Genomic DNA, 25,642 nt, shown 5'->3' on the forward strand with positions numbered 1-25,642 from the left:
TGCTGCCTATGCCGTCTTCGGCATACAGGGTCTGCAGCGTGGCCGGTTGACCTGCGCCCCGGGCATCGCTCTTGAGCACGCGCTGGCCCAGGGCGTTGTAGACGTAGCTGACCGCTCGTGCGTCGGCCGCGTCCGCGTATTCGCCGGCCTTGGCGATGCGGCCGTCCGCGCCGTAGTGCAGGTGGTTGTCTCCCTTCTTGACCAGGGCGCCCGCAGCGTCGTAGCTGAAGGTCACGTTGCTGTTCTGCGCCACGCTGCCCGGGCGCTGCAGCGTCTGGGCATAGCTTTGCAGACGGTTGGTGCCCGCAGCAGTCTGGTAGTTGCGCTGCAGCGTGGACGTGCCCGATGCCAGGGCATTGCTGTAGTGCACCTGGGTGCGGTTGCCGTTGGCGTCCCAGGCATAGCCGGAGGCGCTGAGCTCGATGGTGTCGGCCAGGCTCCAGCCCGTGGGCAGGGTGAGGCCCGCAGGCGCGCTGTGCGCGCTGGCCGTCAGGCGCCCCACGGCGTCGTAGCTGAAGGCGCTGGACAGCTTGGCCTGCTGGGCTGCGGCCGTACCCGGCAGCATGTGCTGCTGCTGGATCAGGCTGATGCGGCCTGCAGCATCCCAGGTCAGGTTCAGCAGCTTGCTGCTGGCCAGTTGGCCTGCGGTGTTGTAGCTGCGCTGCTCGTCCAGGGCTGCCGTGGCGCCGGGCTGCTGCACAAAGCCCGCCCATTGCCAGGCGGTGGGCTGTCCCAGCGGGCTCCAGGCCAGGCCGGTGACCAGGGGCTGGCCGTTCCACTGCAGGCCCGTGATCTGGCCGGTGCTGTCGTACAGGTAGGTGGCCTGCTTGCCGCTGGGGTAGGTGATGCTTTGCAGTTCTCCGCCTCCGCCCTGCCCGGCAGGTACATAGGAGTGGATCAGCGACTTGGTGTCGCCATTGGCAAGGATCTGGCTCTTGCGCAGCACCCGGCCCAGGATGTCGCGCTGGTATTGGGTGGTGACGCCGGGGTCCTGGATTTCGCTGAGGTGGCCCGTGCTGGCCTTGGGGGCGCCGGGGCCGTTGTAGGTGGTGCCGGGCAGGTCGTAGCGCATCGTGGAGATTGCCGTGCTGCCGTACTGGAGTTGGGTGGGGCGGCCCAGGGCGTCGCGCTGCACGGCGAGGGTGCGGCCTGCGGCGTCCTTGGCGGTCGCGATCAGGCCCAGGGCGTCATAGGTAGCGGTGATGTGCCGGCGTCGGGGGTGGCTTCGGCCTTGGCGTTGCCCAGGGCGTCGCGGGTGTAGGTGGTGGTGACGCCTTTGAAGTCCTGGGCGGCGGTGACGGCGTCCAGGGCGTTGTAGCTGAGTGTGGCGCTTGCGTTGAGAGGGTCGGTGATTTTGGTGAGGCGGCGCAGACCATCGACGTCCAGCGTGGTGGTCTGCCCCAGGCCGTTGCTGGCCGTGGCCAGATCGCCGTTGGCGTCATAGGTCAAAGCAGTACTTTGGTTGCCGCCTATGGTTTCGCTGCTGATGCGATTGATGCCGTTGATGGAGCGCTGCATCTGCAGGGCTGTCTGGGCCGCGCTGTCCTTGATGAGCTCACTGGTGCGGTTGTCCCACTGGTCCAGAACGTACTGGCCGGAGTTGCCACGGTTGTCGCTCCAGCGATTGATGCGCCGGGCGTCGTCATATTGGTAGGTGATGGCATGGCCGTTGGCGAAGGTGATCGTGCCCAGCCTGTCATTGGGCAGGTAGGTCAACGTGGTTTGCTGCCCGCCGACGCTGACGCGCGTGAGCTGCCCCCGGGGGTTGTAGCTGTAGCTGCGCTCCAGGCCCGAAGGGGCCATGGCCGTCAGGATCCGGCCCGCGCCATCATGGGCGAACTGGTGGACATGTCCCAGGGCGTTGGTGACCTTGTTGAGGTTACCCCGGGTGTCATAGCCAAACAGGGTCTGCCCGGCAGCATCGGTATAGCCCCCGGGCAGGCCCTGGGCGTTGTAGCTCCAGGCGCTTGAGTAGGTGGTATTGCTGGCGTTGTCCGTAAGGGCGGCGCCCACCAGTCCGCCGCCACCGCCGTAGCTGAGCTTGGTCGTGCGGCCGGTCTCCGTGATAAGAGTGGGCAAGGCCAGGGTGTCATGCCAATCAATTTGAGTGCTTTGGGCCTCCGTGCGATTGGAAGCAGCCACAACCTTGGTGATCAATTGGCGATTGGCATTCCACTGGTAGGAAGTTCTGTTCCCTTTAAAGTCTTCGATATAGGCTGGAAGAAGATCAGCATTCAACTCCTCCTTGAACTTTGCCCAGAAAGTGGCCTTGCTCTGCCCGACCAAGCGCACGCCGGCAGCCGATCCTTGGTAGTGGCGCGTGGCGCCGTTGCCATCCGGGGCTGTCGTGGTGACCGAGGCTTTGTACCAGTTGGGATCATCAGCGCCGGGGGCCACCAGCATGCCTGCCGTTCCTATACTGGCAGCGCCTGAATAAGAGACGCTGTAGACACCGCTTACCCCAGCCCTTGATGTGTGTTTGAGCGAGCCATCGGAGTTATAAACAAATCCCAGCACCTGATTACCCTGGGAATCGCCAATGGCAGTCAAGAGGCCCGGAGAAACACTACTTTCGTAGCTGTATGTTCGAGTCTGAAAGCCATTGACCTTGACGGAACTGAGATTTCCCTTCGCGTCGTAGTCATAGCTCACTGTATTGCCGTCAGGCAATGCAACGGAATTTAGCTTGCCATCTGCCCGGTAACCAAAACCCACCTGTCGACCGAAGGAATTTGTCACAGACAAAACCTTGCCGTCATTTTGCAATATGTTGTAGTACCAGCCATTGCGCAAAGTGACGTTAGTCAGCCAACCCTGACTGTCGAAGTTCCACCAACTGTCGTCGCTGGCGCGATAGTACTTCCAACTTCCTCCCACCGAACCCAATAACAAATCAGGCCCAGTGGCGGCATGCCATGGAGATTGCTCGCCAGGCTCTTTCAGAAATAGCACTGAACTGGCATCGGGCAGCAGGATGCTGATGCTGGAAGGGTGGCCTGATCTATATTCCGTAGGCAGCTTGAGGCGTCCCGACCAAGAGTGTACCCAGCCTTTACCCATGCCAATATCTGCATCTTCATCAGGGCCGCCAAAACTTCGGTAGATATGGCTGACAGTGAGTGGGTTGGGGCTTTGATCTATCCAATCCGTTTGGACCTGGAAATTCTCGGGACCTGAGGGAATGCTTTGTGCCTTGGCAAAGTTAAAAAATAGACAAAATACACCCAAGACGACCAACGAGCGAGAGCACGACTTCAATGGAAAAATCGACAGCTTGCGCAGAATTTTCAGATTTTTATTCATAGTTTGTCTTTAAACAACACAATCATCAACGGCAATTCAAGTGCTTCACCCGGCACCCTCCAACAATTCACTCACATTAAATTCAATAAAACTCTTTCAAAGGCACTTACCCGCATTAGAAATCACGCCGCCTACAAGATGCAGGGGATTCTTCATCAACACTCAAATCACTCATCAATACTTTGATATTCTTCTTGGCCACTTCAATGCATTTTGAGCATTCCGCCTTCATTTCCACAGTTGTGGATTTTAGGTATGGCGGAATATACAACAATTGAGCCTCACCGTTGACATTGGTTTTTAATGAGAAATTTTGAAATGAGGCAGAACCTTCTTCTTTTAGGCTAATCGACACGTCAGTGAAGGCAGCAGGCTTACCACCACGTCGAACCAAAATATCTTGCATGATAGGCCCAGCCAAAGAAGGCAGTGATTGCGTAACTTCCGGCCCACTGATCTTGATTTCCCACAACCCCTTCTTGCTGCAAACCCTGACATCATCCGGCACTCTATTTGCAGGTAAAAATCCGGCCTCGCATTCTTCTTCGACCAAATATCTGGTGATATAAAATTGATCCGTCAATTCCCTTGGCGTTGCACACGATATAGGACCAGGCTCTGGGTAAGGACTTCCTTCTTGAGAAACAACCGTGCCCCAATTCTGGGATTGGATCTCATGCAGCCTCAATGCCGATATATCTCCAGACCAATTCCCATAAGGCCCTTCCAATCTCAATGGCTTGCATTGCTTAGAGCTCCCACTATCCCAGTAAGCACTCATAAAACCCATGCGCCACCTTAGAGCTTCCTCGGGAGAAGAATAGTTTGCAGCATGAGATGCTGTTCCACCGCACGAAACGGTCGAGGGATAGCCAGGCACGCAAAAATCTCCGGCCTTATGTCCATATCGCAAATATATTTCCCTTGGAACGCAATTATCAAATTCAGGGTTGCAACAACTCGCTTCATTGGGATATGTGGCGCAATAATTCTGCGCCATCGAAGGGACCGACATCAAACCAGACAAGGACACTATAAAAATATTAATCAATCTCATATTAGATAGCTATAGCGTTTTATGAACTTCTGGCAGAAACCAAGTACCTGCATGGCCGCCAGCTACATCGGCACTGCAAAAACCAGAGTGGGACAACTGCCTTTACATAGGCATCAGTCGCATGGAGAGCACACGAGCATACTGCTTGAGCTGCGCTGCAGATGAGAGCCGCAACATGTGAGATCCGAACTCCAAGCAGAGCACGGCAAAGCCTTTTCTCGAGATCTGGAATGTGGCTCCCGGCAGATAGCGGCTGGCATTGCACCAGTTCGGACATCTTGTTCGACGACAATCCAGTAGGCCATGGTTTCGGCACGTCAGTCTTCAAAGAATTCGAACCATTGGCGAAGCGCTGTCACAGGCCATCGCCTTCAGCGGTATACAAGAGGTGGATTGTGTCGCAATCGAGGGAAAGCCATGGTCACAAACGAGTCAAGAAATTGGCGAAAACTTCTACGCCAATTTCGACTGCATCATGCTCGACACAGGCGGCATCCATATCGGCAACGACGTGCTGCTGGCCCGGGGCGTGGGTATCTACACGCCCATCCATTCGGTCCATGCCGCCGAGAGCGCGGCAGGTGGCTGTTTTCCCTGGCAGGTGCGGATTGCCAGCCGGGTCTGGATTGGCACGGGCTGCCACCTGAACCCGGGAGTGACCATTGGCGACGTTTCCATCATCGGTTCGGGCAGCGTGGTCACGAAGGACATTCCGCCGGGCGTGATAGCCGCAGGGGTGCCCTGCCGCGTCGGGCATGCGATCACGGATGGCACAGCAAAGAGCTCTGACGGGCAAACAGCCTTTTTGTCGCCCGGCATGACCCTGAAGACAGGCATGTCTCGCCCGAACAGCCCCATAATCTGGCTTCAAAAATTTCGCACCCCTATGACACAGTCCCTCAAAGAACTCCTTGCGGCCAAGGCCGCGCTGGACATGGAAATTGCCAAGGCCCGCACCTCGGCGGCCGACGCTGCCCTGTCCAAGGTCCAGAAGCTGGTGACCGATTTCGGGTTCACCCAACAGCAAGTGTTCCCCTACATCCCTGAAAAAACCAGTGCGCCGGCGAAGTATCGCGATCCGGCTACGGGAGCGACGTGGACAGGTCGAGGCAAGCCTCCGAACTGGATCAAGGACCAGGATCGCGACGACTTCCTCATCGAGAGCAAACCCGAAGCGGCCCAAGGTCCGTTTCTCGCCGAAATGGCGGCAGCGGCAGCTCGCAACTGAAAGCGCTGCACACGGCGGCACGCAGGATGCCGTGCGGTGCGGTGGAGTTCCGATGCGAAGGAATCTGTGCCTTCCGAAAAAAAGCCCTCTGAGCATTCAGCGGGCTTTTTTTCCGGCCTGGCGCCGGCAGCGTAGTCACTGCCGGCATCTTTCGAGGGCGTGCATCGCGCTCCGGCAGGGGGATCAGCCGGGCCTTTGCGGCACCGCCAGCCCTCAGGCGTGGCTGACCGGGCAGCTGCCTGCCTTGCCCATGATGCTGTCGGCAGGCGCCTGCGCGCGGTCGTTCAGGCCGTAGTCGCGCAGCACCTGGGTGACGCGCACGCGGTAGTCCTTGAAGATCTTGTCGCGGCCGGCGCGCTGGGCGCTGAGGTGGGCTTCCACGTTGCGCCACTGGACGACGGCTTCCTCATCGCGCCAGGTGGTGACGGACATGACTTTCTCGGGGTTGAGCGTGCTCTGGAAGCACTCCACGGAGATGAATCCCTCCATGGGCTTGAGCATGGGGGTGAGCTTGTTGACCAGGTCCACATAGGTCTGGTTCTGGCCGGGCAAGGCCTGCAGTTCGAACAGTACGACAACCATCTTCAACTCTCCTTTTTTTCGGGAACAGAGATTCCGGCGCCGCGCAGCGGCGGCTCCGGCGTGGGGGAAATGGGTGAATGGGCGGCGCCGCAGGTTCAGCGGCTGCGCTCCAGGTTGGTCAGCCAGGCGGCCAGCACATTGCGCGCGGCCAGGGTCAGCAGGCCGCCGTATTTCTGGGCATCGGCGCGCAGCGTGCGCGGGTCCACCTTGGCCATGCCGAGCTCACAGGCATGGCCGACCAGCCAGCGCTCCAGCCGGGCCGCATCGGCCTCCAGATGGAATTGCAGCCCCAGCACCTGCGGGCCCACGGCGAAGGCCTGGTTGGCGCCGATGGCGGTGCCAGCCAGGTGCACGGCGCCTTCGGGAATGTCGAACTGGTCGCCATGCCAATGGAGCACGGGCACGCCGTCCAGTTTGGCCAGGGGCGAGGCCAGGCCCGCATCGGTAAGCGTGAGCGGCGAAAAGCCGATTTCCTTGACGCCCAGCGGGTAGACCCTGGCGCCGAGCGCGCGCGCAATGAGCTGCGCGCCCAGGCAGATGCCCAGCAGCGGCTTGCCGCTGTCCAGCCAGCGGCGCACGGCCGCCAGCTCCTGGGCGACGAAGGGATAAAGCGCCTCGTCATAGGCACCTATGGGGCCGCCCAGCACGACGAGCAGGTCGGCACGGCCCAGGTCCAGGGTGTCAAGCTCGCCGATGCTGGGATCGACGTACTGCACTTCGTAGCCGCGGCTGGCGAACTCGGCATGCAGGGTGCCCAGGTCTTCGAAGTGGATGTGGCGCAGCGCGATGGCTTTTTTCATGGGAAAACTCAGGTGGATACAAGAGGGTGGCTTGGAACGTGCGGAGCCAGTCAGGCGCCGGGCTTGAGATCGACGTGGATATGGCCTGCCGAGGGGAAGGTGCAGCAGGCCAAGGCATAGCCGGCTTCCTTTTCCCTGTCGCTGAGGCAAAAGTCCGCCTCCAGCCGTGAACTGCCTCCCGTGATGCGGATGCGGCAGCTGCCGCAGATGCCGGCCCGGCACTGGCTGCGGATGGCAATGCCCACGCCTTCCAGGATTTCGAGCAGGCTTTTGCCGGACGCGGCTTCGACAATCTGCCCGCTGTGCGCGATCTGCAGCTGGCATGCCTGCGCGGTCTCGCCTGGCTGGGCCGTGGATGCGGCAGGCGGCGTGAAGGCCTCGATGTGCTGTATGGCACCGGGAAAGCAGGCCCGCGCATGCTCGCGAAAGGTCTGCGCAAAGGCATGGCCACCACAGATGACGACCGCCTGGGGCTGGCCCAGCGCCAGCAGGGACTGCTGCGAGGGGCGGCCTGGCACGAAGGGGCCGTGGGCGGCAATGTCTTCACGCGTGATGTGGATACGCAGGTCGAACCAGGGGGCCGTTTCGCACAGCTGCTGCAGCTCCTGCAGGAACGGAATGTCGGCCATGCGCGCAAAGCACAGCAGCAGCGTGGTGCGCGGCACGCGGTGGCCCTGCTGCTGTAGCCGATCCAGTTCGCGCAGCAGCGCCAGCGGCAGGGTCAGGCCGATGCCGCCGGCCAGCATGACCAGGGAGTCCAGGCCCAGCACCAGGTCGGCCGTGATGTCACCGGCCACGTGGCCGAGCGGCAGCGTGGAGCCTGCGCGCAGCACCGCATGCATGTGGTCGGAGACGCTGCCCCGGCCCGAGCTTTTGACGGCAATGTCGAACTGGCCGGCGCCGTCGTGCTCGCTGCAGGGCTCGTAGCGGGTGATGGAGTACAGCCGCTGCTGCACGGCGCCATTGGCGTCGGCATGCTCGATGGCCACATGCCGGCCGGGCCGCAGGCCTCCGAGGAATTGCGCCGAGGCGCCCTGCACGCGCAGGGTGTAGACCATGACGCCGCCCGCCTCTGCCCGTGCCGCGGCGCAGCGCGCCAGCGTGCTGCCTGCCTGGAGGGCGGCGCTCATGCCTGCATCTCCTCGAGGACCGAGGACACCAGCGCCACGCTGCCGCCCAGGTTGCGGCCCGCCAGGCCGATGCGGTCGATCAGGCTTTGCACCGAGTCGGTGTAGACGCCGATCTCGTTGCTGTCGCCCACGTCGTGCAGGATGTCGCGCGCATGCGGCATGCCGACCATGGTGAAGACGGTGGACCAGGCGCCCAGTTCGTTGTTGGCGAACATCTGCACGGTCTTGAGGATGATGGAGCGCAGGTAGCTGCGCTCGCGGTTGCTCAGGCCCTGGACGATGTCGGTGGCCACCGAGCTGAAGACGCTGGAGTGGCTCCATTCGTCCACGGCGTGGGTGCGGGTGACCTCGTGGCAGATGGGCTGGATGCTGCGGTCCTCGGCCATGGTCTTGAGGTAGTCGGTGATCAGGGTTTCGCTGGCGCAGGCGATGGCGAAGCGGGCCAGGCGGCGCTCCCATTCCGCGCCGCACTGCGCCAGCACGCCGTTGCGCCAGCCGACGAGGTTGAAGTCCGCGTAGTCCAGCGGCGCCAGGCCGCGCATCTCGTAGATGTAGTTGCAGGCCATGATGGACATGCGGGTGTGCAGGGCCTCGTCCAGCAGGGCCTGGGACATGACGTCCTGCAGCAGCGCCCGGTTGGCGCTGGGCGGCGGGGTCTTGATGATGTCCTCGCAGGCCGGCGTGACCACGTTGCACTCGATGTAGATGGTCTTGAGGTTGTAGATGCCCCAGGCGTAGGACAGGCATTGGTCGCGCAGGTGCTGGGGTGCCTCCACCCATGCCTGGTGATCGCGAAACGGCAGCAGCGAGGCGGTGAAGTCCTGCCGGGTGGGGTCGAACGCCAAGCCGCAGTAATCAGGCAGGTCCTGATTCACGGCCGCTCTTGACTTCCAGAGCAGGGACAGCTTTTTGAGCGCATCGCGCACGGCGTCATCTGTCCGAGAGATATCGAGATTCATTTTTCAACTCCGTGCAATTGAACTTGATTGATCTGAGTCAAATCGCCTATTCCCTCCCCCCGCTTTCTCCATCTGCGGCAATCACCAATGGCGCTGCAAATAGCGCTTCAAATGTCGCTGCAGATGGCAGATACGTTGTCATGGATTTCTTCACTCTGTCATATTCCACCTTGAATCAATCTCCTCCACTGCAGATTGCGGATGATTCGTGGCGGTATTGGATCTCATGACTTTCAACGTCTGGCGGCGAATTCTATGGAGAGAGCGTGGATTCAAACAGACCTATTTTCGTCAATGAACCAGACCGCTTTTTTCAACGGTTTACATTGGCATGCCACCTTAATTGGTCTGCTCACCCGCTGAAACATGGTCGGAATCAAGGCAGCTGCACTTTGTAGACTGCCCATTACCGATGCGTCCTGGTTTCCAAATCCTTTCATAACCCGGGCGCTGCCGATTCCCGTGCTTCAGCGCCTCCAAGACAGCCAATGCGACATGGACGATTTATCGCTCCCCAAAATCAATTCACTGGATCTTCAACAGGCAGACAGCGAGGCCTGGGATGCCATCGCGGCCGAGCGGATTCGCCAGTCGCGCTCGATTGAATTGATTGCCTCTGAAAACTTCGTGAGCCGCGCGGTGATGGAGGCGCAGGGCTCGGTGCTGACCAACAAATACGCAGAGGGCTATCCGGGCGTGCGCTACTACGGCGGCTGCGCCAATGCCGATGCCGTGGAGAACCTGGCCATTGCGCGTGCCAAGGCGCTGTTCGGCTGCGCGCACGCCAACGTGCAGCCGCACTCGGGCAGCCAGGCCAACCAGGGTGTGTACCTGGCGTTCCTGGAGCCCGGCGACAAGATCATGGGGCTGGACCTGCGCTCGGGCGGGCACCTGACGCATGGCTCCCGCGTGAGCGTGTCGGGCAAGTGGTTCCAGTCCATCAGCTACGAGGTGGACGCCCGCTCCCAGCGCATCGACATGGACCAGGTGCGGCGAATTGCGCTGAAGGAGCGGCCCAGGCTCATCATTGCCGGTGGCTCGGCCTATTCACGGCAGATGGACTGGGCCGAGTTCCGGCGCATTGCCGACCGGGTGGGCGCCATCTTCATGGCCGACATCGCGCACGTGGCGGGGCTGGTGGCCGCGGGCGTGTTCCCCTCGCCCGTGGAGCACGCCCACGTGACCACGACCACCACGCACAAGACGCTGCGCGGGCCGCGCGGCGGCATGATCCTCTCGGCCGACGCCGAGATCGCCAGGCGCATAGACGCCGCCGTGTTTCCGGGCCTGCAGTCCGGGCCGCTGATGCATGTGGTGGCGGCCAAGGCGGTGGCGCTGGGCGAGGCGCTCAAGCCCGCCTTTCGCACCTATGCGCGGGCCGTGGTGGACAACGCCCGCGTGCTGTGCGACCGGCTTTCGCAGGGCGGACTGTCCGTGGTCTCCGCAGGCACGGACTGCCATCTGGGCGTGATCGACCTGCGCCCCTGGGAGCTGACGGGCAAGGCCGCCGAAACGGCGCTGGAGCAGATCGGCATCACGGTCAACAAGAACGCCGTGCCCGGCGACGGCGCGCGGCCGCTGGTGACCTCGGGCATCCGCGTGGGCAGCGCGGCCTGCACCACGCGCGGCATGGGCGCCGACGAGTTCCGCGAGATCGGCGACATGATTCTTGCCACGCTGGGCGGCATACGCAGCGGCACCATGAACGCGCGCACGCTCAAGTCCATCCACGAAGGCGTGTCCGACCTGACCGGGCGCTTTCCCCTGCCCTATTGAGGCATGCAGCGTCCGGCTTCTCCCAACCTGTCAGGGTTTTCGCAGCGCGTTGGCCAGGCGCAGCACGGCGGCCTCGATCTCGTAGGCCGTGAGCGAGGCATAGCCCAGCAGCCAGCCCGGCTGCCGCTGCTCGCCCGCGTACAGGCGGCTGAGCCCCTGCAGCAGCACGCCGGCCGCGGCGGCGCGGCGGATAGTGTCTTCCTCGGACCAGCCGGGCTCCAGCAGGCAGGGCACCTGCATGCCGCCCTGGGGCCGTGGCGCGGTGACGATGCCGGCCAGGTGCCTGCCTATGGATTCGAGGATGACCTCGCGCCGCCCCGCGTACAGCTTGCGCATGGCCCGCACGTGGGAGTTGTAGTGGCCGTCTTCCATGAAGCGCGCCAGCGTCAGCTGCTGGATCTGGGGCGTGTGCCCGTCCATGATGCTGCGCGCCTGGACAAAGGCGCGCACCAGCTCCTGCGGCAAGGCCATGTAGCCCATGCGCAGGCCCGGGTACAGGGTCTTGCCGAAGGTGCCGATGTAGATGGTGCGCCCGTGCTTGTCCAGGCCTTGCACGCAGGCGGTGGGCATGCCGTCGTAGTGGAATTCGCTGTCGTAGTCGTCCTCGATGATCCAGCGCCCGCTCTCAAACGCCCAGCGGATCAGGTCCAGCCGCCGCTCCAGCTGCATGGTGACGCCCGTGGGGTACTGGTGCGACGGCGTCACGTAGACGCAGGTGGCGCCGCTGCGGTCGGCATGCAGCAGGTCCGTGCGAATGCCTTGCGCGTCCACATCGATGGGCAGGACCTTGGCCTCGGCCGACTCGAAGGCCTTGCGGGCGCCGAAGTAGCCCGGGTTCTCCAGCAGGATGGGCCGGCCCGCATCCACCAGCAGCTGCGCGCACAGGAACAGCGCCTGCCGCGTGCTGCTGAGCACCACGATCTGCCCGGCGTCCACCTTGGCGCCGCGCTCCAGGTTGAGGTAGGTGGCAATGGCCTTGCGCAGCGGCTCGGCGCCCTGCGGGTCGCCGTGCAGCAGGACGCTGGCACGGTAGTCCTTGAGCGCCTGGCGCTGCAGCCGTTCCCAGACATCGGTGGGAAAGGTGCGCGTCTCGGGCAGGCCGGTGGCAAAGGCCCGAATGGTCTGCTGGTCGGCGATGCCGCCGCCGTCAACAATGGCCTGGCCGCGCCGGCTCAGGCCGGCACCGGCCCTGCCCGCTGCGGCCACCTGGGCGCTGCGCTCGTGCTCGGGCGACCGGCCGCGCCGCGCCGCCCGGCCCCGCAGCTCCGTGCCGATGGTCTCGGAGACATAGCTGCCCGATCCCTGGCGCCGCACGATGAAGCCGTCGCGGTGCAGCTGGGTGTAGGCGTTCTCCACCGTGTCGCGGGCAATGCCCAGCGAGTCGGCCAGCGAGCGCGTGGCCGGCAGTTTCAGGCCCGGCAGCAGCGCGCCATCCAGGATCAGCGCACGCATGGCGCGCTGCACCCGCTGGTGCAGGTCCAGCTGGCGCAGGTCGGCATCTCCCATGCGGATCTTCAGGGTCTCAAGCTCGAAGGTCTTGCTCATGCGGTCTGCCGCCTTTCATCTCATTGCACCTCTTTGGCAGGCCATTGTACTGACGCAAACGCCGCGCGCCCATTGCAAAGTGGTCTGAAACAAGAGAGCGAAGTGTATGGATCATTCAGTCCACTTCGGCGCTCAAATACCCCTTTCCGAAGACAGCCAGGAATCCAACCCCCAAGGAAAACGAGAAGACCATGCCTTCATCAGACACACACTCACCCCTTAGCTTCAGCGACCTCATCCACCCCGTTGTGGCCGGGCTGATCTCGGTCATCGTCAACTACGGCGGCACCTTCATCCTGGTGTTCCAGGCAGCCAAGGTGGCCGGCCTGAGCCCGGAACTCACGGCTTCGTGGGTGTGGTCGATTTCGATTGGCGTGGGCGTCACCGGGCTGGTGCTGAGCTGGCTCTCGCGCGAGCCCATCATCACGGCCTGGTCCACGCCGGCCGCCGCCTTCCTGGTGACGGCCCTGGCCACCACGCCGTATGCAGAGGCCGTGGGCGCCTATGTGGTGTCGGCCGCGGCCTTCGTGGTGCTGGGACTGTCGGGCTGGTTCGAGCGCGTGATCCGGCTGATTCCGCCCGGCGTGGCCTCGGGCCTGCTGGCGGGCATCCTGCTGCAGTTCGGCATCAAGGCCTTTGGCGGCATGAGCGTGGACCCGCTGCTGGCCGGCCTGCTGATCGTGGCCTATGTGCTGCTCAAGCGGCTCACGGCGCGCTATGCGGTGGTCGGCATCCTGGCGCTGGGCCTGGCGTTCCTGCTGGCGCAGGACCGTGTGGACCTGTCCGGGCTGCAGCTGCGCTTTGCCGCGCCCGTGTTCACTCGGCCCGAGTTCACGCTCAACGCCCTGCTGAGCGTGGCCCTGCCGCTGTTCCTGATCACGCTGACCGGCCAGTACATGCCCGGCATGCTGGTGCTGCGTAACGACGGCTTCAAGACCAGCGCCAACCCCATCGTCACGCTGACGGGCCTGGGCTCGCTGCTGATGGCGCCGTTCGGCTCGCACGCCTTCAACATCGCCGCCATCACGGCCGCCATCTGCACGGGCAAGGAGGCGCATGAAGAGCCGTCCAGGCGCTGGATCGCGGGCATCGCTGCGGGCGTGTTCTACATCCTGGTGGGTGTGTTCGGCGTCACGCTGGCGGCCGTGTTCATGGCGTTCCCGGCCACCTTCATCACCACGCTGGCCGGCCTGGCGCTGCTGGGCACCATAGGCGGCAGCCTGGCCAATGCGCTGGCCGACGCCAAAACCCGCGAGGCCTCGCTGATCACCTTCCTGGCCGCCGCAGCCAACATTTCCATGCTGGGCATAGGCGGCGCCTTCTGGGGCCTGGTCATTGGCCTGGTGGCCCATGCCGTGCTCAACGGCCAGTGGCCGCGCCGGGCCGTCCGCAGCGAGGCGGGCACCGGCAACGTGCCCTCCGCCGATGCCGCCATCAAAAGGAGCTGAAACCATGTTTGCGACACAAGACACCACCGGCGGCACCGCCCAAGCCGCCGACACCCTGACCCGCCACGACCAGCACGGCCGCTACCCCCAGGCCGAGACGGTGGACGATTTCCGGCACAACCTGGCCACCGTGCAGGCGCGCATGGCCGCTGCCTGCCGCCGCGCGGGGCGCGACCCGGCCAGCGTGCGCCTGCTGCCCGTGAGCAAGACCAAGCCCGAGTCCAGCCTGCGCCTGGCCCACGCGGCGGGCTGCCGCATGCTGGGCGAGAACAAGGTGCAGGAAGCCTTCGGCAAGTGGGAGGCCATGCAGGACCTGGCCGATCTGCAGTGGTCCGTCATCGGCCACCTGCAGACCAACAAGGCCAGGCTGGTGGCGCGCTTTGCCAGCGAGTTCCAGGCGCTGGACAACCTGCGCGTGGCCGAGGCGCTGGACCGCCGCCTGCAGGCCGAAGGCCGGGCGCTGGACGTGTTCGTGCAGGTCAACACCTCGGGCGAGGCCAGCAAGTACGGCCTGCCGCCCGACGAGGTGCAGGGATTTGTCCAGGCCCTGCCCGCCTTCAGTGCGCTGCGCGTGCGCGGCCTGATGACGCTGGCCCTGTTCTCCAGCGAGGCCGAGCGCGTGCGCCAGTGCTTCGTGCTGCTGCGCAGCCTGCGCGACCAGCTGCGCCAGAGCGCGCCGGCGGGCATCTCGCTGGATGAGCTGTCCATGGGCATGTCCGGCGACTTCGAGATCGCCATCGAGGAAGGCGCCACCGTGGTGCGCGTGGGCCAGGCCATCTTCGGTGCCCGCGCCCAGCCCGACAGCTTCTACTGGCCCGCAGGCGGCCCCGATCCCGCGGCCCTGGCACTGCCCTGAACGCGCCCCCTCGCCACCCTTTTCGATTCAACCCTGACCCCGCTTGAGGACCTTGACATGCAAAAAGCCATGCAACCCCTTGATTCCCGCCTGATGAAGGCCTATGCCCGCCAGCCCGTCTCCTTCGTCCGTGGCCGTGGAGCCCTGCTGTGGGACGAGCACGGCAACGAATACCTGGACGCCATTGCCGGCGTGGCAGTGACCGCCCTGGGCCACGCCCATCCGGAGATCGCCGCCGTGATCGCCGAGCAGGCCGGCCTGCTGCTGCACACCTCCAACGTGTTCCGCATCGACTGGCAGGAACGCCTGGGCCAGCGCCTGTGCGCCCTGGCCGGCATGGAGACGGCCTTTTTCTGCAACTCCGGCGCCGAGGCCAACGAGGCCGCGCTCAAGCTGGCGCGCCTGCATGGCCACCGCAGGCAGGTGGCGCGGCCGCAGATCCTGGTGATGGACAACGGCTTTCACGGCCGCACGCTGGCCACGCTGTCGGCCACAGGCAACCCGGCCAAGCAGCGCGGCTTCGAGCCGCTGATGCCGGGCTTCGTGCGCGTGCCCTATGACGACATCGCGGCCGTGCACCACGCCGCCGCCCAGCATGGCGACATCGTGGCCGTGCTGATCGAGCCCGTGCAGGGCGAAGGCGGCATCCGCCTGGCAAGCCCCGACTACCTGCGCCAGCTGCGCAGCCTGTGCGACCGGCACGGCTGGCTGCTGATGCTGGACGAGATCCAGACCGGCCTGGGACGCACCGGCGCCTGGTTCGGCCACCAGCATGCGGGCATCGCCCCCGATGTGATGACCCTGGCCAAGGCCCTGGGCAACGGCATTCCGATCGGCGCCTGCCTGGCGCGCGGGCCTGCGGCCGACCTGATCTCGCCCGGCCAGCATGGCTCCACCTTCGGCGGCAACCCGCTGGCCTGCCGCGTGGGCTGCACGGTGCTGGACATCATGGAGAGCGAGGACATCCCCGGCCGCGCCAGGCAACTGGGCCGGCGCCTGCTCAACGGCCTGCAGCAGGCGCTGCACGGCCACCCCGACGTGCTGGCCGTGCGCGGCCAGGGCCTGATGGTGGGCATCGAGCTGAACCGCAACTGCCAGGACCTGGTGGGCCGCGCGCTGGCGCAGCAGCGCCTGCTGATCACGGTGACGCGCGAATCCACCATCCGCCTGCTGCCGCCGCTGATATGCGACGAGCGCCAGATCGACGACATCGTCGCCCGCCTGGCCTGCCTGCTGAAGCCGGCCAGCGCCGCGCAGGCAGGCGCCCCCGCCGCAGGCCAGCTGGCAGCTGCATGACCATCGATTCCCCCAGCCCTTGCCCCGACACAGGAACCACTCACCCATGTACGACGCATCCCTGACCCTGGCCGACTTCGACCTGCAGCTGGCCAAGGCCATCCAGAGCGAGAAACGCCGCCAGGAAGACCATGTGGAACTCATCGCCTCCGAAAACTACGCCAGCCCGCTGGTGATGGCGGTGCAGAACTCGGTCTTCACCAACAAGTACGCCGAGGGCTACCCCGGCAAGCGCTACTACAGCGGCTGCGAGAACGTGGACGTGGCCGAGCGCCTGGCCGTGGAACGCGCCATGGCGCTGTTCGACTGCGACTACGCCAACGTGCAGCCCCATGCCGGCGCCCAGGCCAATGCCGCCGTGTTCCTGGCGCTGGCCCAGCCCGGCGACACCGTCATGGGCATGAACCTGGCCCAGGGCGGCCACCTGACGCATGGCAACCCGTCCAACTTCTCGGGCCGCCACTACCGCATCGTCCCCTACGGCCTGGACCCCGCCACGGGCCTGATCGACTACGACGAGATGGAGCGCATCGCCCTGGAGCACCGGCCCCGCATGCTCATCGGCGGCTTCTCTGCCTACTCGCGCCACAAGGACTGGGCCCGCATGCGCGCCATTGCCGACAAGGTGGGCGCCGTGTTCTGGGTGGACATGGCCCATGTCGCAGGCCTGGTGGCCGCGGGCGAATACCCCAGCCCCCTGCCCCACGCGCATGTGGTCACCAGCACCACGCACAAGACGCTGCGCGGCCCGCGCGGCGGCCTGATCCTGTCCAAGGGACAGGACGAAACCTTCAACCGCCGCCTGAGCTCGGCCGTGTTCCCCGGCGTGCAGGGCGGGCCGCTGATGCATGTGATCGCCGCCAAGGCCGTCGCCTTCAAGGAGGCGCTGCAGCCCGGGTTCAAGACCTACCAGCGCCAGGTGCTGGCCAACGCCCGCGCCATGGCCGCCGTGATCCAGCAGCGCGGCTACCGCATCGTCTCGGGCGGCACGGACAACCACCTGATGCTGATCGACCTGTCCGACCGCAGCTACACCGGCAAGGATGCCGACGCCGCGCTCAGCGAAGCGCACATCACCACCAACAAAAACACCGTGCCCAACGACCCGCGCTCGCCCTTCGTGACCTCGGGCCTGCGCATAGGCACGCCCGCCGTCACCACGCGCGGCTTCGGCCAGGCGCAGTGCGAACAGCTGGCCGGCTGGCTGTGCGATGTGCTCGATGCGCTGGACGCGCAGGAAGGCGCCCGCTTTGCCAAGGTGGCGGCGCAGGTGCGCGATCAGGTGACGGAGCTGTGCAGCCGCTATCCGGTGTACGGATAGCCCGCGCGCAGCCGTGGTGGATCAAGGGTTGGCGTTGAGGTTGGGATTGGCGCAGGCGCCGTCCATCCCCGCCATCTCCGCCAGCTTCTGCATGCGTGAGCGCTGGTCCAGGCAGGCCTGGTGCTGGGCTTCGGCCGCCTTTTGCTGGGCCAGCTTCGCGGCCTTGGCGCGCTCGGCCTGCAGCTGGGCGATGCGCTCGCGGATCTGGGGCATGGCGGCCACGGCGGCCTTCTCGCCCTCAAGAATGGCGCTGGCGCGCTGGGTGAAGTCGGCCGGGCCGATGTCCAGCACCTTGGGGCGGATGGTGATGTCGGCGCGGGCCAGCTCGGCCTGGCCCAGCTTCTGGCCCATGATGGCAATGGACTGGCCCAGTGCGCCCAGCATGTTCTCGGGCGCCTTGCCGCGGGCCTTGTTGGAGATGTCCACGGCAATCACCAGGTCGGCGCCCAGCTGGCGCGCGGCGTCCACGGGCACGGGGCTGGTGATGCCGCCATCGACGAAGTGGAACTTGCCGATGGCCACGGGCTGGAACACACCCGGAATGCTGCTGGAGGCACGCACCGCCTGCCCCGTATTGCCGCGCGCGAACACGGTGCGCTCGCCGTCTTCCAGCCGCGTGGACACCGCCACGAAGGGCTTGGCCAGCTGCTCCAGCGGCTTGCGGCCCACCTGTTCATTCACATAGTCTTCCAGCTTCTGCCCCACCAGCAGGCCGCCCGAGGACAGCTGCAGGTCGCGGATCTTGGTCTCATCCAGCGCCACGGCCTTTTCCTGCAGCTCGAAGGCGTTCATGCCGCTCGCATACAGCGCCCCCACCACGCTGCCCGCGCTGGTGCCGGACACCACCGCGGGCGCAAGGCCATTGGCTTCCAGCATTTTGATGACGCCGATATGGGCAAAGCCCTTCACGGCCCCGCCGCCCAGGGCCAGACCGATCCTGATGGGCGCCACGGGTGTGCCCGGCGCGGTGGGCGTGGACTCGGGCGTGGCCGCCGAGGGGCTGGGCGGGTTGCTGCCGCAAGCGGCCAGCCCCGCCAGGCTCAGATACACCAGTGGACGCAAAAGGGCTTTCAGGCGCATGCCAGGGATCCTGCTGTCGGATGACGAGATTCGGGGCGGGCAGTATAGCGGCAGGGGCAAACCACCGCCGGCGACGCATCATGCTGCGGGCGGCAGAGGGCATCCTGAAGTCGCTCAGGGATGCGAGGGCTCAAACCGCTGGATTCGCGCCAGCACGTCCGCCATGGCATCGCGGGCTTCGGCAAGGTCGTAGTCGGACTGCAGGTTGAGCCAGCTTTGCGCGTCCGTGCCAAAGAAGACCGCAAGGCGCAGCGCCGTATCCGCCGTGATGCCGCGCATGCCCTTCACGATCTCGTTGATGCGCCGGGGCGGCACATCGATGGCCTTTGCCAACGCGTACTGGCTCAGGCCCATGGGTTCGAGCCACTCCTGCATCAGGATTTCTCCTGGGTGCGGCCATTTGACTTCGCGGGTCATGTTGTAGTCCTTTCAGTGGTAATCCACGATCTCAACCTGGCTGGCATGGCCATCTGCCCAGACGAAGCAAAGGCGCCATTGCTCATTGATCCGAATGCTGTACTGGCCCCTGCGGCTTCCTTGAAGAGCCTCCAATCTGTTGCCTGGCGGAATGCGCAGGAACTCCAGGGAGGTCGCGGCGTTCAACTGCACCAGCTTGCGCATGGCAGCGGCCTCCAGGTTGGCGAACCGCGCAACGCGCTTGCCAAGCATCAATGCCTGGGTGTCTGCACATCTGAAATCGAGGATCATGGATCAATAATAACGACTCCCGTTATCAGCTGATGTTTACCCCGCCTGCAGTTAGGCCCTCTTGCATCAACTCCGGGGACTGAGCAGTTCCCGCATCCCCTGCACAGCCTCCCTCAAAAACCCCCAGACCGCCTCAATGCGCTGAACCTGCCGGGCATCCGAGGGCATGCTCATCCAGAAGGTGCGGGTGAAGCAGGCCTCGGCGGGCAGCACGCGGCTGAGCACGGGGTCGCGGTCGGCGATGAAGGCAGGCAGCACGGCCAAGCCGGCGCCTGCGCGCACGGCCTCATACTGGGCAGTGATGCTGGTGCTGCGAAAGGCAAAACGCTCGGGCTGGAACAGGGTGGACAGCAGTTGCAGCTCGCGCGTGAACAGCAGGTCGTCCACGTAGTGGATGAAGCTGTGGTGGCGCAGGTCCTCGGTGCGCGCCACCAGGGGGCGGCGCGCAAGGTATTCGCGCTGGCCGTAGAGGAACAGCCGGTAGTCGGTGAGCTTGGTGACCACGGCCGAGCCGCGCGTGGGGCGCTCCAGCGAGATGACGATGTCGGCCTCGCGCCGCGACAGGTGCAGCAGGCGCGGCAGGGCCAGCAGGTCGATGCTCAGCAGCGGATGGCGCTGCGTCAGCGCGGCCAGCTGCGGGGCCAGCAGCTGGGTGCCGAAGCCCTCGGTGGCGCCCACGCGCACCAGGCCGGACGGGCCCTGGCTGGTGGATTCCGCCGCCAGCGGCATGCGCTCCAGCCCGGCGGCGGCACGCTGCATGGCGTCTGCCACGCCCAGCAGCTGTCGGCCGGCCTCCGTGGGCCGCCATTGGCCCGCTTCACGCTCGAAGAGCACGGCCCCCAGCTGTTTTTCCAGGGCCTGGATGCGGCGCGACACCGTGGTGTGCTCCACGCCCAGTTGCCGCGCGGCGGCGGCCATGCTGCCGCTGCGTGCCAGTTCGCCAAAGAATCTCAGGTGGTCCCAGTCCATTGGTCGAGGCCGCCTCAGTCGGCAGCGGCACGGCGCGCGGCCAGCGTGCTGGGCGCACGCGCCAGCTCGTCGTTTTGCCGCACCAGGACGGCCATCATGTCCATGAACAGGCCCCGCTGCTCCTGCGGCAGCGGCTCCAGCATGCGCTGCTGGGCCCGCAGCACCGAGGGCTCGGCAGCGGCCAGCAGCGCAGCGCCTTCTGCGGTGACCGACAGCAGGCGCACGCGCCGGTCGGCTGGGCTGGTGTTGCGCACCATGAGGCCGCGCGCCTCCAGCCGGTCGATGACGCTGCCAATGGTCGAGGTATCGAAGCCGATCATCCGCGCCAGCGTGCGCTGGTCCACGCCGGGCTGGCGCAGCACGGCAGACAGCGCCGCGTACTGCACGGGGGTCACGCCGAATTCCTGGGTCTCCTCCATGAAGACGGCTACCGCGATCTGCTGCAGGCGGCGGATGTGGTAGCCGGGGTAGTTTTCTAGTTCTGCGGGTTGGTAGTCCATGGCCATTGCGCTCTTTTCCGGGTCCCTGCGGGCAAGCGCAGATGTTCGCATGAACCGCGCCCTCCGTTGGCGTTGGCTGGCGGACAGGTGATTCAACCGGACACGCTGTCCACCACCGTTTTGCCTGCATCCAGGTAAACCCCAGGCTGGCCTGATGCAAATCAACACTACACTCATCGTCAGCATACTGTTTAATTACTCGCGACGCAGCTGCCTCGCAGGCGGGCGACACGCACCACGAAGCACAGGACATCCATGAGCACCAGCATTTCTTCCCGGGCGCTGCCCGTTCTTGTGGCAGGCGGCGGCATTGGCGGCGTGGCGGCCGCGCTGGCCCTGGCACGCCAGGGATTCGCCGTCAAGGTGCTGGAGCAGGCGCCGCAGCTGGGCGAGATCGGCGCCGGCATACAACTGGGGCCCAACGCATTCGCGGCCTTTGACGCGCTGGGCATTGGCGAGCTGGCCCGGGGCCGCGCGGTCTATACCGACGAGATGGTGATGCACGACGCGCTCGATGAGCGGCTGGTCGGCCGCATTCCCACGGGCGAGGCGTTTCGCGCCCGCTTTGGCAACCCGTATGCGGTGATCCACCGCGCCGACATCCACACCTCGCTGCTCGAAGGCGCGCGCGCCCACGGCCATATCGAGACGCTGACGGGCACCCGCATCGAAGCCGTGCAGCAGGAGGGCGACACCGTCACCGTGCGCGACCAGCATGGCCAGGTCCATGTGGGCCAGGCGCTGATCGGCGCCGATGGGGTGAAGTCCGTGGTGCGCCAGCAGTACGTGGGCGATGCGGCACGTGTCTCCGGCCATGTGGTGTACCGCGCCGTGGTGGAGAAGAAGGACTTCCCCGAGGACCTGCGCTGGAACGCGGCCAGCATCTGGGTCGGCCCCAACTACCACCTGGTGCACTACCCGCTGCGCGGCGGCGAGCAGTACAACGTGGTCGTCACCTTCCACAGCCGCGAGCAGGAGGAATGGGGCGTGCGCGAAGGCAGCCGCCAAGAGGTGCAAAGCTACTACAGCGACTGCTGCCCGCGCGCGCGCCAGCTCATAGACCTGCCCAAAAGCTGGAAGCGCTGGGCCACGGCCGACCGCGAGCCCATTGGCCAGTGGAGCTTCGGCCGCGCCACGCTGCTGGGCGATGCGGCCCACCCTACCCTGCAGTACATCGCCCAGGGCGCCTGCATGGCGCTGGAAGACGCGGTGACGCTGGGCCAGGCGCTCAAGCACTGCGGCAACGACTGGCCGCAGGCGCTGCGGCTGTACGAGCGATCGCGCATTGCCCGCACGGCGCGCGTGGTGCTGTCCGCGCGCGAGATGGGCCGCATCTTCCACGCCAGCGGCGTGGAGCGCCTGGTGCGCAACGACCTCTGGAAGGGCCGCACGCCCCAGCGTTTCTACGACGCCATGGAATGGCTGTACGGCTGGAAGGCCGAAACCTGCCTCGCCGAAGACTGAACACAAGGAGACCGCCATGCAAGAACTTGGCCGCCTGGAAGACCTGCCCCAGGACTACCGCGACGAACTCACGCGCAACAACCTGGTGCCGCTGTGGCCCAGCCTGCGCAACGTGATGCCGCCGCACACGCCGCGCCCGCGCACCCAGCCGATTGCCTGGCCCTACCAGGCCATCCGCCCGCTGCTCATGCAGGCCGGCGAGCTGACGCCCATCGAAAAGGCCGAGCGCCGCGTGCTGGTGCTGGCCAACCCCGGCCATGGGCTGGAGAAGATGCAGGCCAGCTCCTCCATCTACCTGGGCATGCAGCTGCTGCTGCCCGGCGAGTGGGCGCCCTCGCACCGCCACACGCCCAATGCCGTGCGCATGGTGGTGGAAGGCCAGGGCGCATGGAGCCTGGTCGACGGCGAGAAATGCCCCATGGAGCGCGGCGACCTGATCCTCACGCCCACGGGCCTGTGGCACGAGCATGGCCATGACGGCGACGAGCCCGTGGTCTGGCTCGATGTGCTGGACCTGCCCCTGGCCTACTACCTGGAAGTCACCTACCACGTGGACGGCCCGCGCCAGCCCGCCCTGCCCGGCCGTGGCGACCGCGCCTATGCGCGCGGCGGCCTGGCACCCACGCAGGTGTTCGCACGCAGCGCCAAGGCCTACCCCATGCTGCGCTACCCCTGGAAGGACGCGCGCGCCGCGCTGCTGGAGCTGGCCGCCGACCGGCCGGACCTGGACTGCGTGCAGCTGGCCTACACCAACCCCGAAACCGGTGCCGACTGCGAAAACATCCTGGGCTTCTACGCGCTGATGCTGCGCCCGGGCCAGACGCTGCAGCTGCCCGCGCGCTCGCCGGCCTGCGTGTTCCACGTCATCGAGGGCGGCGCCAGCGTGGCCGCCGTGGACCGCCATTTCGACCTGGCCACGGCGGACACCTGCTGCGTGCCCGGCTGGGCGCCCGCCACGCTGGCCAATGCCAGCGCCAGCGAGCCCGCCTTCCTCTTCCTGGCCGACGAGGCGCCTTTGCACCGAAAGCTGGGCCTCTACGAGGTTCGGCCTTGAATCCTCCGATGTCTCTTTACTCCCTCATCGCCAATACCATGACCGCCCCCCAATACCTCTGGACCCCGCCCCCCGTCCAATCCCTGCCCGTGCGCGGCAGCACGCAGCGCCTGCCCGTGAACCGCCTATTCTTCGTGGGCCGCAACTACCACGCCCATGCCGTCGAGATGGGCCGCCCCGTGGACAAAAGCGTGGAGCGGCCCTTCTACTTCACCAAGGCGCCCTGCACCCTGACCGAATCGGGTGCCACCGTGGCCTACCCGCCAGAGACGAACAACTACCACTTCGAGATGGAACTGGTGGTGGCCATCGGCAAGGCGGGTTTTCGCATTGCGGCGGACCAGGCGCATGAACACATCTACGGCTACGCCTGCGGCCTGGACATGACGCGCCGCGACCTGCAGCTGGTGGCGCGCGACAAGGGCCGGCCCTGGGACCTGGGCAAGGATGTGGAGCAGTCCTCGGTGGCCAGCGAGATCGTGCCCATGCCGGGCCAGGCGATCGAATCCGGCGCCATTGCACTGGCCGTCAATGGCGAGACCAGGCAGCAGTCCGACGTGGACAAGCTGATCTGGAACATCCGCGAAATCATTGCCGACCTCTCGCTTTTCTATCACCTACAACCCGGCGACCTCATCTACACGGGCACGCCCGAAGGCGTGGGCGCCGTGCTGCCGGGCGACCGCATCACCGGCCATGTGCAGGGCGTGGGCGAGATCGCGCTCACCGTGGGCCAGCCTGAATAAAACCGGGGAGACCACCACCATGAAGCTCTACAGCTTTTTCCGCAGCGGCACCTCGCACCGCCTGCGCATCGCCCTCCACCTCAAGGGCCTGCGCCCTGACTACTTTCCCGTGGACCTGCGCGTGGACGAGCAGGCCCAGGCGCCGTTCAAGCAGGTCAACCCGCAGGGCCTGGTGCCGGCGCTGACGCTGGACGATGGCCGCACGCTGATCCAGTCGCCGGCCATCATCGAATGGCTGGAGGAGCGCCACCCCGAGCCGCCGCTGCTGCCCGCCGACCCCGAGGACCGCGCCCAGGTGCGCGCGCTGGCCGCCATCGTGGGCTGCGACGTGCATCCCATCAACAACCGCCGCATCCTGCAGACCCTGCGCCGCCAGTTCGGTGCGGATGAAGCCGCCATCAACGCCTGGTGCGCCGCCTGGATTGCCGACGGCTTTGACGCCATCGAGGCCCTGCTGGCGCAGGACACGCGGCGCGGCGACTTCTGCTTCGGCCACGCACCCACGCTGGCCGATGTCTACCTGGTGCCCCAGATCGAAAGCGCACGCCGCTTTGGCGTGGACCTGGACCGCTGGCCGCTGATCAGCGCTGTGGACAGGGCCTGCGCCGCCCTGCCCGCCTTTGCGCAGGCCGCGCCCCTGGCCCAGCCTGACGCCGGCTGAACCTCGCCTGAACCCCGCCGCGCCTTCGCCGGCAGCCTTACCCCGCCCCGAGTCCTCGCCAGAAGGACCGGGGCATTGCAAGCAGTGAAAAAAGCAGATCCAACAGGAGACAGACTGTGAAAGCATCCCCATCCAGCCGCCTCGGCGCCGCCCCCTCCCGCCGCAAGGCCCTTGCAGGCGCCGCCCTGCTGCTGGCCTCCATCGCCCCGCTGCACTGCGCCTGGGCGCAGGCAGGCTCCAGCAGCACCGCCAGCTTTCCCACGCGCCCCGTCACCGTGATCACGGCCTTTGCCGTGGGCAGCGGCCCTGACGCCGTGCTGCGCATCGTGGGAGAAAAACTGGCCGCCCGCTGGAAGCAGGGCGTGACCGTGGACAACCGCCCAGGCGGCGGCGGCTTTGTCGCCATCGAAGCCGCACGCCGCGCCAAGCCCGACGGCTACACCCTGCTGCAGCTCGACAGCGAACATGTCTCCGCCCTGCCCTACCTCTACAAGCAGCGCAACTTCCATCCGCTGCAACATTTCGACCCGGTGGCGCCGCTGTTCCTCACGCCCTTCTTCGTGGCCGTGCCCACGAACTCGCCCTGGAAGAGCATGGGCGACCTGATCAAGGCGGCCAAGTCCGAGCCCGGCAAGGTCAGCTACGGCTCCTGGGGCGTGGGCAGCCCCGGCCACCTGGGCGGTGAATGGCTGGACTTCCTGACCGGCAGCAAGATGACCCATGTGCCCTACCGCGAGGTCAGCCAGCTCTACACCTCGGTGGCCAATGGCGATCCGGCCTGGAGCTTTGCCAGCCTCCCCTCCAGCCAGGGCATCTACAAGTCCGGCAAGATCCGCTACCTGGCCGTGGCCGCGCCCCAGCGCATCGCCCAGATGCCCGACGTGCCCACCGTGGCCGAATCGGGCGGCCCCGCCGACCTCATCGTGAACTCCTTTGTCTCCCTGCTGGCGCCCAAGGGCGTGGACGCCGCCCTGCGCGACAGGATCCATGCCGACGTGGTCGCCGTGCTGCAGGACCCGCAGGTGCGCGAGAAATTCGCCACCTTCGCCTTCCAGCCCATCACCTGGGAGGTGCCGGAAATGGAGAAATTCGCCAGGACCAAGGCGGACCAGTACAAGCTGCTGATCCAGAAGGCCAATATCAGCCTGGATTGATCCCG

23 protein-coding genes and 3 pseudogenes are annotated in these 25,642 nt (G+C 65.6%); 12 read left to right on the forward strand and 14 right to left on the reverse strand.

What is annotated here, in order from left to right; all coding sequences use genetic code 11:
• The 4 genes and pseudogenes from KDK82_RS32730 to KDK82_RS31955 form a co-directional block, all read right to left on the reverse strand.
• Positions 1-1,135, reverse strand: a pseudogene (locus KDK82_RS32730) (hypothetical protein); the annotation flags it as partial.
• Positions 1,136-1,204, reverse strand: a pseudogene (locus KDK82_RS33435) (hypothetical protein); the annotation flags it as partial.
• Positions 1,174-3,303 (reverse strand): RHS repeat protein, encoded by a 2,130-nt coding sequence (locus tag KDK82_RS10230; protein ID WP_088164786.1) that lies wholly within the window; start codon positions 3,301-3,303, stop codon positions 1,174-1,176. The pseudogene KDK82_RS33435 and the gene KDK82_RS10230, both read right to left, overlap by 31 nt.
• 115 nt (positions 3,304-3,418) lie before the next feature.
• Entirely contained in the window at positions 3,419-4,360 is a 942-nt protein-coding gene (locus tag KDK82_RS31955; RefSeq protein WP_143343446.1) for a hypothetical protein, read from the reverse strand.
• A 475-nt stretch (positions 4,361-4,835) separates the two neighbouring features.
• On the opposite strand from KDK82_RS31955, the pseudogene KDK82_RS10235 reads away from it, so the two are divergent.
• Positions 4,836-5,054, forward strand: a pseudogene (locus tag KDK82_RS10235) (sugar O-acetyltransferase); the annotation flags it as partial.
• Between the two features lie 192 nt (positions 5,055-5,246).
• On the forward strand, positions 5,247-5,588 hold the full coding sequence (locus tag KDK82_RS10240) for an H-NS family nucleoid-associated regulatory protein (protein WP_034393459.1): 342 nt from the start codon (positions 5,247-5,249) through the stop codon (positions 5,586-5,588).
• Between the two features lie 213 nt (positions 5,589-5,801).
• On the opposite strand, the gene KDK82_RS10245 is transcribed toward KDK82_RS10240, so the two are convergent.
• The 4 genes from KDK82_RS10245 to KDK82_RS10260 all read right to left on the reverse strand — a co-directional run bounded on the left by KDK82_RS10245 (position 5,802) and on the right by KDK82_RS10260 (position 9,059).
• Complete coding sequence (locus tag KDK82_RS10245; protein WP_012205544.1) at positions 5,802-6,170, reverse strand: antibiotic biosynthesis monooxygenase; 369 nt, start codon at positions 6,168-6,170, stop codon at positions 5,802-5,804.
• 95 nt (positions 6,171-6,265) lie between these two features.
• Positions 6,266-6,970: a glutamine amidotransferase gene (locus KDK82_RS10250; RefSeq protein ID WP_088164787.1), complete on the reverse strand. Its 705-nt coding sequence runs from the start codon at positions 6,968-6,970 to the stop codon at positions 6,266-6,268.
• Positions 6,971-7,020: 50 nt separating this feature from the next.
• Complete coding sequence (locus tag KDK82_RS10255) at positions 7,021-8,100, reverse strand: 2Fe-2S iron-sulfur cluster-binding protein (protein WP_088164788.1); 1,080 nt, start codon at positions 8,098-8,100, stop codon at positions 7,021-7,023.
• On the reverse strand, positions 8,097-9,059 hold the full coding sequence (locus KDK82_RS10260) for a diiron oxygenase (RefSeq protein ID WP_088164789.1): 963 nt from the start codon (positions 9,057-9,059) through the stop codon (positions 8,097-8,099). The genes KDK82_RS10255 and KDK82_RS10260 overlap by 4 nt, the downstream gene beginning before the upstream one ends.
• A 495-nt stretch (positions 9,060-9,554) precedes the next feature.
• Here KDK82_RS10260 and KDK82_RS10265 point away from each other — a divergent pair, with 495 nt between their 5' ends.
• Positions 9,555-10,835, forward strand: a complete 1,281-nt coding sequence (locus KDK82_RS10265; RefSeq protein WP_170962038.1) for a serine hydroxymethyltransferase — start codon at positions 9,555-9,557, stop codon at positions 10,833-10,835.
• 30 nt (positions 10,836-10,865) lie between these two features.
• On the opposite strand, the gene KDK82_RS10270 is transcribed toward KDK82_RS10265, so the two are convergent.
• A complete protein-coding gene (locus KDK82_RS10270) occupies positions 10,866-12,380 on the reverse strand; it encodes a PLP-dependent aminotransferase family protein (protein WP_034393446.1) in 1,515 nt (504 codons plus the stop codon).
• 191 nt (positions 12,381-12,571) lie between these two features.
• On the opposite strand from KDK82_RS10270, the gene KDK82_RS10275 reads away from it, so the two are divergent.
• The 4 genes from KDK82_RS10275 (at position 12,572) to glyA (ending at position 17,301) form a co-directional block, all read left to right on the forward strand.
• A complete protein-coding gene (locus KDK82_RS10275) occupies positions 12,572-13,828 on the forward strand; it encodes a benzoate/H(+) symporter BenE family transporter (RefSeq protein WP_088164791.1) in 1,257 nt (418 codons plus the stop codon).
• A gap of 4 nt (positions 13,829-13,832) precedes the next feature.
• Positions 13,833-14,684 carry a YggS family pyridoxal phosphate-dependent enzyme gene (locus KDK82_RS10280; protein WP_088164792.1) on the forward strand — a complete coding sequence of 284 codons (852 nt, stop codon included), beginning with the start codon at positions 13,833-13,835 and terminating at the stop codon, positions 14,682-14,684.
• Positions 14,685-14,753: 69 nt separating this feature from the next.
• Positions 14,754-15,980, forward strand: a complete 1,227-nt coding sequence (locus KDK82_RS10285) for an aspartate aminotransferase family protein (RefSeq protein ID WP_179217882.1) — start codon at positions 14,754-14,756, stop codon at positions 15,978-15,980.
• Between the two features lie 46 nt (positions 15,981-16,026).
• On the forward strand, positions 16,027-17,301 hold the full coding sequence (gene glyA / locus KDK82_RS10290; protein ID WP_088164794.1) for a serine hydroxymethyltransferase: 1,275 nt from the start codon (positions 16,027-16,029) through the stop codon (positions 17,299-17,301).
• A 21-nt stretch (positions 17,302-17,322) separates the two neighbouring features.
• Here glyA and KDK82_RS10295 read toward each other — a convergent pair whose 3' ends face one another.
• The 5 genes from KDK82_RS10295 to KDK82_RS10315 all read right to left on the reverse strand — a co-directional run bounded on the left by KDK82_RS10295 (position 17,323) and on the right by KDK82_RS10315 (position 20,609).
• Complete coding sequence (locus KDK82_RS10295; protein WP_043821927.1) at positions 17,323-18,381, reverse strand: patatin-like phospholipase family protein; 1,059 nt, start codon at positions 18,379-18,381, stop codon at positions 17,323-17,325.
• Between the two features lie 114 nt (positions 18,382-18,495).
• Entirely contained in the window at positions 18,496-18,798 is a 303-nt protein-coding gene (locus KDK82_RS10300) for a HigA family addiction module antitoxin (protein WP_013802474.1), read from the reverse strand.
• A gap of 12 nt (positions 18,799-18,810) precedes the next feature.
• A complete protein-coding gene (locus KDK82_RS10305) occupies positions 18,811-19,089 on the reverse strand; it encodes a type II toxin-antitoxin system RelE/ParE family toxin (protein ID WP_013802475.1) in 279 nt (92 codons plus the stop codon).
• Between the two features lie 66 nt (positions 19,090-19,155).
• Positions 19,156-20,058 carry a LysR family transcriptional regulator gene (locus tag KDK82_RS10310; protein WP_013802476.1) on the reverse strand — a complete coding sequence of 301 codons (903 nt, stop codon included), beginning with the start codon at positions 20,056-20,058 and terminating at the stop codon, positions 19,156-19,158.
• A 14-nt stretch (positions 20,059-20,072) separates the two neighbouring features.
• Positions 20,073-20,609, reverse strand: a complete 537-nt coding sequence (locus KDK82_RS10315; protein ID WP_012205532.1) for a MarR family winged helix-turn-helix transcriptional regulator — start codon at positions 20,607-20,609, stop codon at positions 20,073-20,075.
• 204 nt (positions 20,610-20,813) lie between these two features.
• Here KDK82_RS10315 and KDK82_RS10320 point away from each other — a divergent pair, with 204 nt between their 5' ends.
• The 5 genes from KDK82_RS10320 (at position 20,814) to KDK82_RS10340 (ending at position 25,637) form a co-directional block, all read left to right on the forward strand.
• Positions 20,814-22,022, forward strand: a complete 1,209-nt coding sequence (locus KDK82_RS10320; protein ID WP_088164795.1) for a 3-hydroxybenzoate 6-monooxygenase — start codon at positions 20,814-20,816, stop codon at positions 22,020-22,022.
• A gap of 16 nt (positions 22,023-22,038) precedes the next feature.
• Positions 22,039-23,076 carry a cupin domain-containing protein gene (locus tag KDK82_RS10325; RefSeq protein ID WP_088164796.1) on the forward strand — a complete coding sequence of 346 codons (1,038 nt, stop codon included), beginning with the start codon at positions 22,039-22,041 and terminating at the stop codon, positions 23,074-23,076.
• A gap of 38 nt (positions 23,077-23,114) precedes the next feature.
• Positions 23,115-23,822, forward strand: a complete 708-nt coding sequence (locus KDK82_RS10330) for a fumarylacetoacetate hydrolase family protein (protein WP_088164797.1) — start codon at positions 23,115-23,117, stop codon at positions 23,820-23,822.
• A gap of 19 nt (positions 23,823-23,841) precedes the next feature.
• Positions 23,842-24,483: a maleylacetoacetate isomerase gene (maiA, locus tag KDK82_RS10335; RefSeq protein WP_088164798.1), complete on the forward strand. Its 642-nt coding sequence runs from the start codon at positions 23,842-23,844 to the stop codon at positions 24,481-24,483.
• 116 nt (positions 24,484-24,599) lie between these two features.
• The gene (locus tag KDK82_RS10340) at positions 24,600-25,637 is read left to right on the forward strand and encodes a tripartite tricarboxylate transporter substrate binding protein (protein WP_088164799.1); all 1,038 of its coding nucleotides are present in this window, start codon (positions 24,600-24,602) and stop codon (positions 25,635-25,637) included.
• Positions 25,638-25,642: the final 5 nt, after the last annotated feature.

It is taken from the genome of Delftia sp. K82, from assembly GCF_002193035.1.
GTDB classification, from domain to species: domain Bacteria; phylum Pseudomonadota; class Gammaproteobacteria; order Burkholderiales; family Burkholderiaceae_C; genus Comamonas; species Comamonas acidovorans.